At 74.2% G+C, this 14,958-nt stretch carries 14 protein-coding genes; 12 read left to right on the top strand and 2 right to left on the bottom strand.

Features of this window, described 5'->3' with window-relative positions; genetic code table 11:
- Positions 1-54: 54 nt before the first annotated feature.
- The 8 genes from AB0F03_RS27640 (at position 55) to AB0F03_RS27675 (ending at position 9,391) form a co-directional block, all read left to right on the top strand.
- Positions 55-2,547, top strand: coding sequence for a SpoIIE family protein phosphatase (locus AB0F03_RS27640; RefSeq protein ID WP_361996627.1), 2,493 nt, complete (start codon positions 55-57; stop codon positions 2,545-2,547).
- Positions 2,548-2,674: 127 nt separating this feature from the next.
- Positions 2,675-3,394, top strand: coding sequence for a class I SAM-dependent methyltransferase (locus tag AB0F03_RS27645; RefSeq protein ID WP_361996629.1), 720 nt, complete (start codon positions 2,675-2,677; stop codon positions 3,392-3,394).
- Positions 3,395-3,477: 83 nt separating this feature from the next.
- The gene (locus AB0F03_RS27650; RefSeq protein WP_361996631.1) at positions 3,478-4,311 is read left to right on the top strand and encodes a M55 family metallopeptidase; all 834 of its coding nucleotides are present in this window, start codon (positions 3,478-3,480) and stop codon (positions 4,309-4,311) included.
- Positions 4,304-5,608 (top strand): M20/M25/M40 family metallo-hydrolase, encoded by a 1,305-nt coding sequence (locus AB0F03_RS27655; RefSeq protein WP_361996633.1) that lies wholly within the window; start codon positions 4,304-4,306, stop codon positions 5,606-5,608. The genes AB0F03_RS27650 and AB0F03_RS27655 overlap by 8 nt, the downstream gene beginning before the upstream one ends.
- A gap of 15 nt (positions 5,609-5,623) precedes the next feature.
- Entirely contained in the window at positions 5,624-7,579 is a 1,956-nt protein-coding gene (locus AB0F03_RS27660; RefSeq protein ID WP_361996635.1) for a prolyl oligopeptidase family serine peptidase, read from the top strand.
- Positions 7,576-8,499, top strand: coding sequence for an LD-carboxypeptidase (locus AB0F03_RS27665; RefSeq protein WP_361996637.1), 924 nt, complete (start codon positions 7,576-7,578; stop codon positions 8,497-8,499). The genes AB0F03_RS27660 and AB0F03_RS27665 overlap by 4 nt, the downstream gene beginning before the upstream one ends.
- 89 nt (positions 8,500-8,588) lie before the next feature.
- On the top strand, positions 8,589-8,822 hold the full coding sequence (locus AB0F03_RS27670) for a LapA family protein (protein ID WP_361996638.1): 234 nt from the start codon (positions 8,589-8,591) through the stop codon (positions 8,820-8,822).
- Between the two features lie 17 nt (positions 8,823-8,839).
- Positions 8,840-9,391 carry a GNAT family protein gene (locus tag AB0F03_RS27675; protein ID WP_361996640.1) on the top strand — a complete coding sequence of 184 codons (552 nt, stop codon included), beginning with the start codon at positions 8,840-8,842 and terminating at the stop codon, positions 9,389-9,391.
- A gap of 50 nt (positions 9,392-9,441) precedes the next feature.
- Here AB0F03_RS27675 and AB0F03_RS27680 read toward each other — a convergent pair whose 3' ends face one another.
- Positions 9,442-9,789, bottom strand: a complete 348-nt coding sequence (locus AB0F03_RS27680; protein WP_361996642.1) for a VOC family protein — start codon at positions 9,787-9,789, stop codon at positions 9,442-9,444.
- 80 nt (positions 9,790-9,869) lie between these two features.
- On the opposite strand from AB0F03_RS27680, the gene AB0F03_RS27685 reads away from it, so the two are divergent.
- Positions 9,870-10,313, top strand: coding sequence for a phage holin family protein (locus AB0F03_RS27685; RefSeq protein WP_361996644.1), 444 nt, complete (start codon positions 9,870-9,872; stop codon positions 10,311-10,313).
- Positions 10,314-10,394: 81 nt separating this feature from the next.
- On the opposite strand, the gene AB0F03_RS27690 is transcribed toward AB0F03_RS27685, so the two are convergent.
- Entirely contained in the window at positions 10,395-11,354 is a 960-nt protein-coding gene (locus AB0F03_RS27690) for a TIGR03557 family F420-dependent LLM class oxidoreductase (RefSeq protein WP_361996646.1), read from the bottom strand.
- 364 nt (positions 11,355-11,718) lie between these two features.
- On the opposite strand from AB0F03_RS27690, the gene AB0F03_RS27695 reads away from it, so the two are divergent.
- The 3 genes from AB0F03_RS27695 (at position 11,719) to ligD (ending at position 14,863) form a co-directional block, all read left to right on the top strand.
- The gene (locus AB0F03_RS27695) at positions 11,719-12,006 is read left to right on the top strand and encodes a hypothetical protein (protein ID WP_361996648.1); all 288 of its coding nucleotides are present in this window, start codon (positions 11,719-11,721) and stop codon (positions 12,004-12,006) included.
- Between the two features lie 77 nt (positions 12,007-12,083).
- The gene (locus AB0F03_RS27700) at positions 12,084-13,931 is read left to right on the top strand and encodes a transketolase (RefSeq protein WP_361996650.1); all 1,848 of its coding nucleotides are present in this window, start codon (positions 12,084-12,086) and stop codon (positions 13,929-13,931) included.
- The gene (gene ligD, locus AB0F03_RS27705; RefSeq protein WP_361996652.1) at positions 13,928-14,863 is read left to right on the top strand and encodes a non-homologous end-joining DNA ligase; all 936 of its coding nucleotides are present in this window, start codon (positions 13,928-13,930) and stop codon (positions 14,861-14,863) included. The genes AB0F03_RS27700 and ligD overlap by 4 nt, the downstream gene beginning before the upstream one ends.
- Positions 14,864-14,958 lie beyond the last annotated feature (95 nt).

Raw genomic sequence — 14,958 nt, forward strand, 5'->3', positions numbered from 1 at the left:
GGCGGGCGGCACAGATCGTTCTGCGTACAGCCGTGGGGAGAGAGGGCCTGGGCCATGGACCGTGGCAGCGAGCGGGACACCGTCCCCGGGCACGGCACCGGTGACGCCGCGGCGGGCCGGATCCCGCTGGCCGTGGTCGTCGTCGATCGCGCCGGACTGGTGTCCCACTGGAGCAGCGGCGCACGGCGCCTGTTCGGCGTGGGCCGGGAGGAGGCCGTCGGACATCCCGTGACGGACCTGCTGCCCGTCTCCGGCGCCCTGCCGGACGACCTGCGCGCCGCGATGCCGGACGCGTACGAGGCGGGCGACCCGCTCGCAGGCGCCCTGCCCGACGCGTACGAGGCGTACGACGGGCCGGGACCCGACCTGGAGACCTCGCTCGGCGGCCACACCGGCTACGCCACCGCGGGCCGGGCCCGGCTGGTCCCGCCCCGGCAGGACCCGGACGGCGAGCGGCTGGACGTGCTGTGGTGGGCCTACCCGCTGGTCGGGCCGGGCAGCTCCCGGTTGCTCGTGCTCGCCGCCGACGCCACCCGGCTGCGCGACGAACGCGGTTACGACGACGAGACGGCCGAGCGCATCTCGCCCGGCTTCGCCCGCCACACCGAACTGCCCGCCTTCGAGGAGCTCGAACGGCGCCTGCCCGAGATCCTGCCCAGCATGGGCCCGGGACTCAGCGCCCGCATCGTCTCCCAGGTCCTCGAACTCGGCTATCCCGTGCTGGAGTTCAGCCAGTTCGAGCGGGTGCCCGTCACCCCGTACTGGGGCGTGCCCCGCCGCGCCGGACGCGTCCGCGCCGAAGCCGTCGCACCGCGGGACCGGGCGCCGGTGGCCCGCGTCCCGGCCGGCGCCGAGGAGGACCTGGAGTACGCCGCCGTCCGCGAGCGGCTGGAGTTCCTCAACGAGGTCAGCTCGCGCATCGGCTCCTCCCTCGACCTCGGCGAGACCATCCGCGAGGTCACCAGCGCCGCCGTACCCCGGTTCGCGGACTTCGCCGGTACCCATCTGCGCGCCGCCGTGCTGGCCGGCGAGGGCTTCCCGGACGGGCCGCCGGACCCCACCACCGTGATGTTCCGCGTCTGGGTCGAGCACAACGACGAACCGGGCCGCTGGGACGACACCGTGCCGGTCGGCGAGGCGTTCGCCTTCCCCGAGCACACCCCGTTCTACCGCTGCATGGACAGCGGTGAGCCGGTGCTCGTGCCGCGGGTCACCGAGGAGCTGTCCGAGCGCATCGCCGGCGAGTTCGAGAAGCGTGACCTCAGGCCGCTCATCGGCGGCCGGTCCCTGCTGATCGTCCCGCTCAAGGCGCGCAACGTCGTCCTCGGCTTCATGGTGCTGATGCGCCGCCCCGACCGGCCGCAGTTCGACGACATGGACCGCACCACCGGCGCCGAACTCGCCGCCCGCGCGGGCCTCGTGCTCGACAACGCCCGCATGTACACCTACCAGGAGAACGTCGCCGACACCCTCCAGGACAGCATGCTGCCGCAGGTCTCCCCGCGGATGGCCGGCTGCGACGTCGCCACCCGCTACCTGCCCGGCGCCCGGCTCGGCCGGATCGGCGGCGACTGGTTCGACAGCATCAAACTGCCCGGCTCCCGCACCGCCCTCGTCGTCGGCGACGTCATGGGCCACGGCCTGAACTCGGCCGCGATGATGGGCCAGTTGCGCACCGCCGTCCAGACCATGGCCGCCATGGAGACCCCGCCCGCCCAGCTCCTGCGCAATCTCGACGACCTGGCCCGCCGGCTCGGCGACACCTACCTCGCCACCTGCCTGTACGCCGTCTACGACCCGATCCGGGGCGAGTTGACCCTCGCCAACGCCGGTCACATCCCACCGGTGCTGGTCCGTGCCGAGGACGGCGGCAGCCAGCTCATCGAACTGCCCACCGGTGCGCCGATCGGCGTGGGCGGGGTTCCCTTCGAGGTGTCCCGGGTCAAGGTCGCGCCCGGCGACCGGCTGGTGCTGTGCACCGACGGCCTGGTCGAGGTGCGCGGCTCCGACATCGGCGAGGGCCTGGCCGCGCTCTGCGAGTCCGCCGCGCACCCCGCCGCCTCCATGGACGACGCCTGCGACACGATCATCCGCGCCCTCAACACGCGCGGCGGACGCAAGGACGACGTCGCCCTGCTCATGGCCCGCCTCAACGGCATCCCCGACGACGACGTCGCCGAGTGGTGGCTCGACGCCGACCCGCGCGAGGTGGCCCGGGCCCGCCGCCTGGTCCGCGAACGGCTGGTGCACTGGGGCCTGGCGCACGCCGTGGAGACGGCGGAACTGCTGGTCAGCGAGGTCGTCACCAACGCCGTCCGGCACGCGGGGAGCGCGCTGATCGGGCTGCGGGTCGTCCGCACCGACGCCCTGCTGTTCGAGGTGACCGACGACGAACCCGCCCTGCCCGGCCTGATCAGCGCCGGCCCCTACGACGAGTGCGGCCGCGGGCTGCGCGTGGTCAGCCGGCTGGCCCGGGAATGGGGCGCCAGCGCCAGCGGCCACCGCAAGACCGTCTGGTTCGAACAGGCCCTCACCGGCACCGTGTGACCCGCGAGGCGCGCGCCTCGCGGGACGGCCCGGGCCCGTACATCTCGTGAAGGTGGCCTCCCGGCTCTTGCCCCGCTCCGGGCCGTCGCGATATTCCGATCACGGAACCGAACCGTGGGGAGATCGCATGAACGTCTCGGACAACTACCGCAACGCCTGGGAAAGTTACTGGAGCGCAACCTCTGACGCCCGGGGCGAGGCGATATGGGACGCCGACCCCTCCCTCAGCGCCGCGCCGCACAGCGAGCTGCTCCTGCCGTACGCCGACGCCAAACGTACGATCGTCGACCTCGGCTGCGGCAACGGCACCCAGACGCACTACCTGGCCACCCGGTTCGCACACGCCGTCGGCGTCGACCTCTCGCACGCCGCCGTGGAGCACGCCCGCCGCGCCGCGCACACCGGCAACGTCGAGTTCCAGCAGCTCGACCTCACCGACACCGACGCCGTACGCGCCCTGCACGAGCGGCTCGGCGACACCAACGTCTACATGCGGGCCGTCATCCACCAGAGCGAGCCGGCCGCCCGCCCCGTGGTGGCCGCCGCCGTCGCCCGGCTCATCGGCACCGAGGGCCGCGCGTTCGTGGTGGAACTGACCTCCGCCTCCCGGGACGTCCTGCGGCGTGCGGCGTCCGAACCGGCCGGCCCGCCGCCCAAGCTCCAGCGCGTCTTCCACCACGGGCTCAAGCCCGCCGACGCCGACGACGACGAGATCCCGCACCTGCTCGCCGAGGCCGGCCTGACCGTCCTGGCCGACGGCGGGACGGCCCTGCCGCAGACCGAGTACCTCGCCGACGGCACCCGCATCGACCTGCCCGCCCGCTGGTTCGTCCTCGCCGGCGCCTGACCGGCACCCGGTGGCCCTCCGGCAGGCGCGTGGGCGTGCCCGGGTCGTAGCCTGACCGGCGCCCGGCGCGTAACGTGACGGAGATGAAGATCCTCATCAGTGCCGACATGGAGGGGGCCACCGGGGTCACCTGGCCCGCCGACGTGCTGCCGGGGACGCCGCAGTGGGAGCGCTGCCGGACGATGTTCACCTCGGACGTGAACGCCGCCGCTGAAGGATTCTTCGACGGCGGCGCCGACCGGGTGCTCGTCAACGAGGCCCACTGGACCATGCGCAACCTCCTCCTGGAGCGGCTCGACGAGCGGGTCGAGATGCTCACCGGCCGGCACAAGGCGCTGTCCATGGTGGAGGGCGTCCAGCACGGCGACGTGGACGGCGTCGCGTTCGTCGGCTACCACGCGGGCGCCGGCATGTCGGGCGTCCTCGCCCACACCTACCTCGCCAACCAGATCACCGGCGTCTGGCTGAACGGCGTCCGCGCCAGTGAGGGCCTGCTCAACGCGCACGTCGTCGCCGAGTACGGCGTCCCCGTCGTCCTCGTCACCGGCGACGACGTGGCCTGCGAGGACGCGCTCGGATACGCGCCGGAGGCATTGAAGGTCGCCGTCAAGGACCATGTGTCGCGGTACGCGGCCGTCTGCCGGACCCCGGCCCGGACCGCCGCGGACATCCACGCGGCGGCCAAGGAGGCCGTCGCACTGGCGGTCCGGCACGAGCCCGCCGAGGCCGGCCCGTTCACGGTCGCCGTCGAGTTCGACGCCGAGCATCTGGCGTCGGCCGCCACCGTCGTCCCCGGCGTGACGCGGACCGGTGAGCGGAAGGTGGCGTACACCGGCGCCACCATGTACGAGGGGATCAGGACGTTCAAGGCGGTCACCACGATCGTCTCCGCCGCCGTGGAGGAGCAGTATGGCTGATTGGCAGGCCCTGGACGAGGTCGTGGAGTTCACCTCCGGCCTGATCCGCATCGACACCACCAACCGCGGCGGCGGCGACTGCCGGGAACGGCCCGCCGCCGAGTACGCCGCCGAACGGCTGGCCGGGGCCGGCCTGGAACCCCTGCTGCTGGAACGCACCCCGGGCCGCACCAACGTCGTCACCCGGATCCCGGGCACCGACCCGTCCGCCGACGCCCTCCTGGTCCACGGCCACCTCGACGTGGTGCCCGCCGAGGCCGCCGACTGGAGCGTGCACCCGTTCTCCGGCGAGGTCCGCGACGGGGTCGTGTGGGGGCGGGGCGCCGTCGACATGAAGAACATGGACGCGATGATCCTCGCCGTGGTCCGGTCCTGGGCCCGGCAGGGCGTGCGGCCCCGCCGCGACCTCGTCATCGCGTTCACCGCGGACGAGGAGGCCAGCGCCGAGGACGGCTCCGGGTTCCTCGCCGACCGGCACCCCGAACTCTTCGAGGGCTGCACGGAGGGCGTCAGCGAGTCCGGGGCGTTCACCTTCCACGACGGGTCCGGCCGGGAGATCTACCCGATCGCGGCGGGGGAGCGCGGCACCGGCTGGCTCAAGCTCACCGCGCGCGGCCGGGCCGGGCACGGCTCCAAGGTGAACGGGGAGAACGCGGTGACCCGGCTCGCCGCCGCCGTCACCCGCATCGGCGAGCACGAGTGGCCGATCCGCCTCACCCCGACCGTGCGGGCCGCCCTGGCCCGGCTCGCCGCACTGAACGGCGTCGACGCCGACTTCACCGACGTGGACCGGCTGCTGGAGAAGCTCGGGCCGGCCGCCCGGCTGGTCGAGGCGACCATCCGCAACAGCGCCAACCCGACCATGCTGGACGCCGGTTACAAGGTCAACGTGATCCCCGGTGAGGCGGTCGCGTACGTCGACGGCCGCTGTCTGGTGGGCTTCGAGGAGGAGTTCGCCGCGACGATCGACGAGCTGGTGGGCCCGGACGTGCGGTGGGAGTTCGCCCACCGGGAGGTGGCCCTCCAGGCACCGCTGGACACACCGGTGTACGCCGCGATGCGGGCCGCGGTGGAGGAGTTCGCACCCGGCGGGCACGTGGTGCCGTACTGCATGTCGGGTGGCACGGACGCCAAGCAGTTCTCCCGGCTCGGCGTCACCGGCTACGGCTTCACTCCGCTGAAGCTGCCCCCGGACCTCGACTACCAGGCGCTGTTCCACGGTGTGGACGAGCGGGTGCCCGTCGAGGCGCTGCACTTCGGTGTCCGTGTCCTGGACCGCTTCCTGCGGACGGCGTGACCGATGGAGGACACGATGCACGAGGCGCCGTACGGATCGTGGCCGTCGCCCGTCGACGCCGCGCTCGCCGCCGCGCACGACGGACGGCCGGACTGGGTGGGCATCGTCGGGGACGAGACCTGGTGGACCGAGCCCCGGCCCGCCGAGGGCGGCCGGCGGACCCTGGTCCGGCGCCGGGCCGACGGCGTCGAGGAGTCGGTGCTGCCCGCGCCGTGGAACGTGCGCAGCCGGGTCATCGAGTACGGCGGCCGGCCCTGGGCCGGGACCGAACGGGACGGGCGGCCGCTGATCGTCTTCGTGCACCTCGCCGACCAGCGGCTGTACCGGTTCGAGCCCGGTGGCGAGCCCCGCCCGCTCACCCCCTCCTCCCCGGTGGCCGGCGGGCTGCGCTGGGCCGAGCCCCGGGTGGACCTCGCGCGCGGTGAGGTGTGGGGCGTGCTGGAGGAGTTCACCGGCGACGGCCCCGACGACGTACGGCGGGTCCTGGCCGCCGTCCCGCTGGACGGCTCGGCCGCCGGTGACCGCGGCGCCGTCCGCGAACTCGTCCCCGCCCGGCACCGGTTCGTCACCGGCGCCCGGCTCTCACCCGACGGCCGGCGGGCCGCCTGGCTGGGCTGGGACCATCCGCGGATGCCGTGGGACGGGACGGAACTGCTGGTCGCCGACGTGCGGGAGGACGGCCGGCTGGAGAACGCGCGGACGGTCGCCGGCGGACCCGAGGAGGCCGTCGCCCAGGCCGAGTGGGCCCCGGACGGCAGGCTGCTGTACACGAGCGACCGCGGCGGCTGGTGGAACCTCTACCGCGACGGCACCCCGCTGTGCCCGCGCGAGGAGGAGTTCGGCGGACCGCTGTGGCAGCTCGGGCTGCGCTGGTTCGCGCCGCTCGACAACGGCCTGCTGGCGGTGGTGCACGGCCGGGGGCCGGCCGTCCTCGGCATACTGGACCCGGAGTCCGGTGAGATCGTCGACGCCGCCGGACCCTGGACGGAGTACACCGCCACCCTCGCCACCCACGGCGGGCGCGTCATCGCGGTCGGCGCCGGCCCGCACACCGCCTACGAGGTGATCGAGCTGGACACCGTCACCGGCCGCGCCCGCGCCGTCGGCGCCCGGCACCGGGACCCCGTCGACCCGGCGTACTACCCGCGACCGCGGCAGCGCGCCTTCACCGGCCCGGGCGGCCGCGAGGTGCACGCCCACATCCACCCGCCGCACCACCCCCGTCGGACCGCGCCCGACGGTGAGCTGCCGCCGTACGTCATCTGGGCGCACGGCGGTCCCACCGGCCGGACACCCCTGGTGCTGAATCTCTCGATCGCCTACTTCACCTCACGCGGCATCGGCGTCGCCGAGGTCAACTACGGCGGCTCCACCGGATACGGGCGGGCCTACCGCGAGCGGCTGCGCGAGCAGTGGGGCGTGGTCGACGTCGAGGACTGCGCGGCCGTCGCCCGCGCCCTCGCCGACGAGGGCATCGCCGACCCCGCCCGGCTCGCGATCCGGGGCGGCAGCGCCGGCGGCTGGACCGCCGCCGCCTCCCTGACCAAGACCGACGTCTACGCCTGCGGCACCGTCCTGTATCCCGTGCTCGACCTCACCACCTGGGGCCCGGGGGAGACCCACGACTTCGAATCCCGCTACCTGGAGACCCTGATCGGCCCGCTCGCCGAGGTGCCGGCCCGCTACGCCGAGCGCTCCCCGATCGCCCACGCCGACCGGCTCAGCGTGCCCTTCCTGCTGCTCCAGGGCCTGGACGACGTCATCTGCCCGCCCGCCCAGTGCGAACGCTTCCTCGCCCGGATCGCCGGCCGGGGCGTGCCGCACGCCTACCTCGCCTTCGAGGGGGAGGGACACGGGTTCCGGCGGGCCGAGACGATGATCCGTGCCCTGGAGGCAGAACTGTCCCTGTACGCCCAGGTGTTCAAGCTGCGTCCGGCACCGCCGGTGCCCAACGTGGAGCTGGCCCCGTGAACGGCCTCGTCCGACCCCGCCGGCTGGCACCGGGCGCCCGGGTGGCCGTCGTCGCCCCCAGCGGGCCGGTGCCCGAGGAACGGCTCTGGGCGGGGCTCGACGTGCTGCGCGGCTGGGACCTCGATCCGGTGGCCGGCCCCCATGTCCTGGACCGGCAGCCGGAGTTGGGCTACCTCGCCGGTACGGACGCCGACCGCGCCGCCGACCTCCAGAACGCCTGGTGCGACCCGGCCGTGGACGCGGTGCTGTGCGCCCGGGGCGGCTACGGCGCACAGCGCGTGATCGACCTGCTCGACTGGGAGGCGATGCGGGCGGCCGGCCCGAAGATCCTCGTCGGGTTCAGCGACGTCACCGCGCTGCACGAGGCCTTCGCCGTCCGCCTGGGCCTGGCCACGCTGCACGGGCCGATGGCGGCCGGCGTCGACTTCGTGAAGAACGCGCGGGCGCAGGAGCATCTGCGGGCCACGCTCTTCGCGCCCGAGACGGTCCGTGTGATCGCCTCCGGCGGTACGGCCCTCGTGCCCGGCCGGGCGCGCGGTGTCACCCTCGGCGGCTGTCTGTGCCTGCTCGCCGCGGAACTCGGCACCCCGCACGCCCGGCCCTCGGCGCGCGGCGGACTGCTCTGCCTGGAGGACGTGGGCGAGGAGACGTACCGGCTGGACCGCTATCTGACCCAACTCCTGCGTGCCGGCTGGCTGGAGGGGGTCCGGGGCGTGCTGCTCGGCTCGTGGGAGGGCTGCGCCGACGAGGCCCGGCTGCGGCCCCTGCTGGCCGACCGGCTCGGCGGGCTGGGCGTCCCGGTCGCGGAGAACGTCGGATTCGGCCACTGCGCGGGCGCATTGACGATCCCGTTCGGTGCAACCGCCGAACTGGACGCGGACACCGGCACGTTGACCCTGGACGAACCGGCGCTGCGCTGACGGCCGCCCGCCCGGCCGCCGGGCGGACGGCTCACCCGGACGGCGGCGCCCGCCGTGCGGACCGGCGTCCCGGGTTCCACCCTGGTCGCATGAGCCGGAACACCGAGGAGAGCGACGGCCGGAGCGAACTGACCACGCCCGCCCGCATGACCGTCCTGGCGCTGGCCGTCCTCGCCCTGGTCTTCGTCTTCGAGAACACCGGCACCACCCGCATCCGGCTGTTCGGGCCCGAGGTCACCCTGCCCCTGTGGACGGCCCTGCTGGCCACCGCGCTCATCGGCGGGCTGTGCGGGGCCTATCTCATGCGACGCCGCGGCCAGTGACACCCTAAGCTGGCCGGATGCCGCACACTCCGCCCCCGCGCCTCCCCGAAGGCCCCCGCGTCGCGCTCCGCGGTTTCACCCTCGCGGACGGCCCCGAGTTCACCGCACGGGCCCGGGAGAGCAAAGACCTGCACCGGCCGTGGTTGTTCCCGCCGGACACCGACGAGGCGTACGCCGACTACGCCGGCCGGCTGATCGAGGACCCGGACCGGGCCGGCTTCCTGGTGTGCGAGAAGGACGGCGGCTCCATCGCCGGGTTCATCAACATCAACAACATCGTCCGGGGCGGCTTCCGGTCCGGCGCCCTCGGTTACGGCGCCTTCGCGCACGCGGCCGGGCGCGGCCTGATGCGCGAGGGCCTGGAGCTGGTGCTCGGGTACGCGTTCGGACCTCTGGGCCTGCACCGGCTGGAGATCAACGTCCAGCCCGGGAACACCGCCTCCATCGCCCTCGCCCGGGGAGCGGGCTTCCGCCTGGAGGGCTTCTCCCCGAACATGATCCACGTCGACGGAGCCTGGCGCGACCACGAACGCTGGGCGCTCACCGCGGAGATGCGCGTCTCCGGCTGACGTACGGACCGGGAACCGCGGGCCGGGACCGGGCCGCGGTCCCCGGGGGATCAGCCGCGCCGGTCCACGTACTCGAAGACCGACCCGTCCGGATGCACGGCCAGCAGATTGCGGCCCCCCGGCGTCGGCACCGGCCCGGCGACGACCCGGGCACCCAGCTCGGCCAGCAGCCGGTGCGCCTCGTCCACGTCCCGTACGGCGATCGTCGCCGACACCTTCCGCAGGATCTCCAGCTCCGTCTCCGGGCCGCTCATCAGCAGGAAGGAGCCGACCGCGGCGACCTCGACCGCACCGCGCCGGAAGCGCTGCGCCCTGCCGCCGGCCAGGCGCTCGTAGAAGGGGACGGCGGCTTCGAGGTCGTCGACGCAGATGCGCAGCGAGGCGCCCAGAATCTCCATACGGCAGAGCCTAGTTGGGGCTGTCCGGGCCGCGCAGGGCCACGGCGTTACCGGCTGTGCGCAGCGGGTACCCGCAGGGTATGGACCGCATCGATCACCTGGAACATCTGGACAAGCACCTTGTCGAAGAACTGGCACAGGTGGCACGCGAGACGGTACGGGACGAACTGCGCGAGCAGAGCCGCAAGCAGCGGCGGACCGCCATGCTCTACGCCGCGTCGGGTGCCGCCGCCCTGTACGCGGGCGGTGCCGTGGCCCTCGCCGTGGGCCTGGCCCTGGCGACCGGACTGCCCGGCTGGGCCGCCGCGCTGATCACCGCCGCACTGCTGGCCGTGGTGGCGTACGTGCTGCGCGGCGCCGCCCGTCCCGGCCACGGTCACGGGAGCGACGCCCCGCACGCCCCGCACCGGGTCGTCGGCGGCACCGCGCCGGGCGCCCCGCCCGGTGGCCTGGGCGGCATGCCGTACCCGCCGGCGCCGCCGCAGCCCCCGACCGACCCCGACACCCCGCACCACCGGGCGTGAACCGTTCCCGGCCCTGCCCCGGCGCTCCGTCCCGCGGAGGCCGGGGCGGCCGGAGGCCGTGACGGCACCCGGTACCGGCGCTCAGTCCCGGTCGAGCCGCGGCAGCACCTTCGTGCGGTAGAAGTCGAAGAACCCCCGCTGATCGGGTCCGATCTGGTTCACGTACACCCGGTCGAAGCCGGCGTCGGCGAACGCCCGCAGCGCGGCGGCGTGCTGGTCGGCGTCGTCCCCGCACACCACCTTCTCCCGCACCATCTCCTCGGTGACCAGCTCGTGCAGCTGCTCGAAGTGGCGCGGGGAGGGCAGCACCTGGCCCATCTCGCCGGGCAGCAGCTCGTTGTACCAGAGCCCGTGCACCGTACGGACGCAACTGTCGCGGTCGGTGCCGTAGCAGACCTTGGTGCCGCCGCTGACGAGACCGGTCCCGCCGCCGCCCTTGCGGTACCGGGTGACCATCTCCTCCTCCGGCATCATCGTGATGTAGCCGTCGCCCACGCGGGCGGCCAGCGCGGTCGCCTTCGGGCCGAAGCCGGAGATGTCGATCGGGACCGGCTCGTCGGGGACGGTGTAGAGACGCGCGTTCTCCACCGTGTAGTGGGTGCCGTGATGGTTGACCTCCTCGCCGGTGAACAGCCGGCGCATCACCTGGATCGACTCCTCCAGCATCTCCAGGCGCACGTGCAGCGGCGGCCAGGCGTCGCCGAGGATGTGCTCGTTCAGCGCCTCGCCGGTGCCGACGCCGAGCCGGAAGCGCCCCTCGGTCATCACCGCGCTCGTCGCCGCGGCCTGCGCCACCACCGCGGGATGCATCCGTACGGTCGGGCAGGTCACGGCCGTCTCGATGGGCAGCGACACCGCCTGGGAGAGCGCGCCGATCACCGACCACACGAACGGGCTCTGCCCCTGGGCGTCGTTCCACGGATGGTAGTGATCGGAGATCCACAGGGCTTGGAAGCCGGCCTGCTCGGCCATCCGGGCCTGTTCGACGAGGGCGGCGGGATCGTGTTCCTCGCACGCCAGGAAATAGCCGTACTCGGGCATGGGGGTACCTCCGCGCGGGCGGCTCGGGATGCGGTGGGAGTCGGTCCCGGGCCGGGTAACCGGGAGCGGCACCGGCGAAACGCCGCCGCGGCCCGCGCGCCCGGCGTACGGGTGACCCGCCCGGCGTTTGGGTGCCCCGGCCCCGGTTACGCGGAAGTCCTCGGAGGAGCACACCCCCGATGGCGTCCCCGCACGCGAACGCGTGCGGGGACGCCATCGGCCGGGTGCCGGACGCCGTCCCGCCGCGCCAGGGCGTCCGGCGGGCTCGCACGGGCCCGACCGGTTCCCCGGACCCGGCCCCACCGTCAGCGGCGCGGCCACGTGGCGGCCCGCAACGGTCGTCCGCACACCCGGGAGGCGAACCATGACGCGCGAGACCGGCCGGACCCACGCCCCGCACGAGGAGGACCGGCGCGGCGCGGAGCCCGCACGCAACCAGCCGGGCGGCGAGCCCGCCAGGAACCAGCCCGGCGGGGAGCCCGCGCGCAGCCAGCCGGGCGGCGAGCCCGCCAGGAACCAGCCCGGCGGCGAGCCCGCCAAGGCCGGCCCGGAGCGTCCGGCCCCCGGCCCCGTCAGGCGCACCGACACGCCCGGGACCTGTGACACCGGTGACACCCCCGACCCCGCGGACCGCGCGACCCCGCCCGACTGAACGCAGCACGCAGCACGCCGTACGCGTAACGCCGTACGCAGAACGCCGTACGTCGTACGCCGAGACCAAGGAGACTCATGAAGACCGCCGAACTGGCCGAACTGGGACAGCAACTGCGTGTGGACAGCGTGCGGGCGTCCGCCGCAGCGGGATCCGGGCATCCCACGTCCTCGATGTCCGCCGCCGATCTGGTGGCCGTCCTGCTCGCGAACCATCTGCGCTACGACTTCGAACGCCCCGAGCACCCCGCGAACGACCGCTTCGTGCTCTCCAAAGGACACGCCTCGCCCCTGCTGTACGCCGCGTACAAGGCGGCCGGCGCCATCGAGGACGGCGAACTCGTCACCTTCCGCAAGCTCGGCAGCCGGCTGGAGGGCCATCCGACGCCGCGGCGGCTGCCCTGGGTCGAGACGGCCACCGGCTCCCTCGGCCAGGGCCTGCCGGTCGGGGTCGGCATCGCCCTCGCCGGCAAGCGGCTGGACCGCACCGACTACCGGGTCTGGGTGCTGTGCGGTGACAGCGAGCTCGCGGAGGGCTCGGTGTGGGAGGCCGCCGAACACGCCGGCTTCGAGAACCTCGACAACCTGATCGCGATCGTGGACGTCAACCGGCTGGGGCAGCGCGGCCCCACCCGGCACGGCCACGACCTGGACGCCTACGCCCGCCGCTTCCAGGCGTTCGGCTGGCACACCATCGAGATCGACGGGCACGACGTCGACAAGATCGACCGGGCGTACGGCGAGGCGCTGTCCACGACCGGGCAGCCCACCGTGATCCTCGCCCGCACCCTCAAGGGCAAGGGCGTCGCCGCCGTCCAGGACCGCGAGGGCCTGCACGGCAAGCCGCTGCCCGAGGCCGAGGACGCCATCGCCGAACTCGGCGGGCCGCGCGAGCTGCACCTCCGGGTCAGCGAGCCGCAGGCCGCCGCCGCGCCGCGCCCGGTCACCACCGAGGCGCTCGAACTGCCGTCCTTCGACCTGGGGGAGGAGGTCGCCACCCGGGACGCCTTCGGCAAGGCCCTCACCGCACTCGGCGCGGCCCGCGGCGACGTCGTCGCCCTGGACGGCGAGGTCGGCGACTCCACCCGCACCGAGGAGTTCGGCAAGGCCCACCCCGACCGGTTCTTCGAGTGCTACATCGCCGAGCAGCAGCTCGTCGCGTCGGCCGTGGGCATGGCCGCGCGGGGCTGGGTGCCGTACGCCTCGACGTTCGCCGCCTTCTTCTCCCGCGCCTACGACTTCGTGCGCATGGCGGCCATCAGCGGCTCCGGGATCAACCTGGTCGGCTCGCACGCGGGTGTCTCGATCGGGCAGGACGGGCCCTCGCAGATGGGCCTGGAGGATCTGGCCATGTTCCGGTCCGTGTACGGCTCGACCGTGCTCTACCCCTGCGACGGCAACCAGACCGCGAAGCTGGTCGCCACCATGGCCGGTCTCGACGGCATCCGCTATCTGCGCACCTCCCGCGGCAAGTCCCCGGTGATCTACGGGCCCGACGAGGAGTTCCCCGTGGGCGGCAGCAAGACGCTGCGCACCAGCGAGGAGGACCGGCTGACCGTCGTCGCGGCCGGGGTCACCGTGCCCGAGGCGCTGGCCGCCGCCGACCGGCTCGCCGAGGACGGCATCCCGGTCCGGGTCATCGACCTGTACTCGGTCAAGCCGGTCGACGCCGAGACACTGCGCCGGGCCGCCGAGGAGACCGGTTGCCTGCTCACCGTCGAGGACCACCACGCGGAAGGCGGCCTCGGTGACGCCGTCGCGGAGGCGTTCGGCGACGGCCGGCCCGTGCCCCGCCTGGTCCGCCTGGCGGTGCGCACCATGCCGGGCTCCGCCGCCCCCGACGAGCAACTGCACGCGGCCGGCATCGACTCCGTGAGCATCGTGGCCGCCGCCAGGATGCTGGTCGAGGAGGCGGTCGTGCGATGAGCGACGGCGGCGCGCTGAGGTTGCGGGCGGGCCGCCGCACGGTGGAGATCCGGCGGCCGGGGAAGGTCCTCTTCCCCGGCGGCGGAGGTGCGAAGGAGTACACCAAGGGCGACCTCGCCGACTACTACCGGTCCGTCGCGCCGTACATGCTGCCGCACCTGCGGGGCCGTCCGCTGATGCTGGAACGCCGTCCGGACGGCCTCGGCGGGCCCCGGTTCGTGCAGAAGAACACCCCGGAGCACTACCCGGAGTGGATCACCCGGGCCGAGGTCGCCAAGGAGGGCGGCACGGTCACCCACCTCGTCTGCGACGACACCGCGACCCTCCTCCACCTCGCCGGCCAGGCCTGTGTGACCCTGCACCGCTGGCTCTCGCGGACCGACCGCGCCGGCGGCCTCGGCCACCCCGACCGCCTGGTCTTCGACCTCGATCCGCCCGGCGACGACTTCGCCGCCGTCCGTGAGGCCGCCGGCCGGCTGCGCGAGCTGCTGGACGAGCTGGGTCTGCCCACGGCGCCGATGACCACCGGCTCGCGCGGACTGCACCTCGTCATCCCGCTCGACGGCCGCCACGACTTCGACGAGGTGCGCCGATTCGCCCACGAGGTGGCCGAGTTCGCCGTCTCCCGGCATCCGGACCGGCTCACCACCGCCGCCCGCAAGCAGGACCGCGGCGACCGCCTCTACCTCGACGTGCAGCGCAACGCCTACGCCCAGACCGCCGTCGCCCCCTACAGCGTGCGCGCCCTGCCCGGCGCGCCCGTCGCGGTGCCGCTGACCTGGGACCAGGTGGACGACCCCGGCACCGACGCCCGGCGCTGGACCCTCGCCGACGCCGTGGACCAGGCGCGCACCCGCCCATGGGCCGGCGCGCCGGCCCGCGGACGGTCCCTGAAGCCCGCCATGAGCCGTCTCGCGGCACTGCGTGGGTGACACACGTACCCGTCCTGACCAGGGGCGACGGTGGGCGAGTGGCATGCATGTGCTCCTGAAGGTTTGGCCAGTGGTGTGGCGGCCACACGCAGGGA

The organism is Streptomyces sp. NPDC028722 (assembly GCF_040637655.1).
In the GTDB taxonomy this organism is placed as follows: domain Bacteria; phylum Actinomycetota; class Actinomycetes; order Streptomycetales; family Streptomycetaceae; genus Streptomyces.

Coding starts and splice junctions, on each gene's coding strand:
- AB0F03_RS27640 (WP_361996627.1), top strand. CDS start 55: ATGGACCGTGGCAGCGAGCGGGACACCGTCCCCGGGCACGGCACCGGT.
- AB0F03_RS27645 (WP_361996629.1), top strand. CDS start 2,675: ATGAACGTCTCGGACAACTACCGCAACGCCTGGGAAAGTTACTGGAGC.
- AB0F03_RS27650 (WP_361996631.1), top strand. CDS start 3,478: ATGAAGATCCTCATCAGTGCCGACATGGAGGGGGCCACCGGGGTCACC.
- AB0F03_RS27655 (WP_361996633.1), top strand. CDS start 4,304: ATGGCTGATTGGCAGGCCCTGGACGAGGTCGTGGAGTTCACCTCCGGC.
- AB0F03_RS27660 (WP_361996635.1), top strand. CDS start 5,624: ATGCACGAGGCGCCGTACGGATCGTGGCCGTCGCCCGTCGACGCCGCG.
- AB0F03_RS27670 (WP_361996638.1), top strand. CDS start 8,589: ATGAGCCGGAACACCGAGGAGAGCGACGGCCGGAGCGAACTGACCACG.
- AB0F03_RS27675 (WP_361996640.1), top strand. CDS start 8,840: ATGCCGCACACTCCGCCCCCGCGCCTCCCCGAAGGCCCCCGCGTCGCG.
- AB0F03_RS27680 (WP_361996642.1), bottom strand. CDS start 9,789: ATGGAGATTCTGGGCGCCTCGCTGCGCATCTGCGTCGACGACCTCGAA.
- AB0F03_RS27685 (WP_361996644.1), top strand. CDS start 9,870: ATGGACCGCATCGATCACCTGGAACATCTGGACAAGCACCTTGTCGAA.
- AB0F03_RS27690 (WP_361996646.1), bottom strand. CDS start 11,354: ATGCCCGAGTACGGCTATTTCCTGGCGTGCGAGGAACACGATCCCGCC.
- AB0F03_RS27695 (WP_361996648.1), top strand. CDS start 11,719: ATGACGCGCGAGACCGGCCGGACCCACGCCCCGCACGAGGAGGACCGG.
- AB0F03_RS27700 (WP_361996650.1), top strand. CDS start 12,084: ATGAAGACCGCCGAACTGGCCGAACTGGGACAGCAACTGCGTGTGGAC.
- ligD (WP_361996652.1), top strand. CDS start 13,928: ATGAGCGACGGCGGCGCGCTGAGGTTGCGGGCGGGCCGCCGCACGGTG.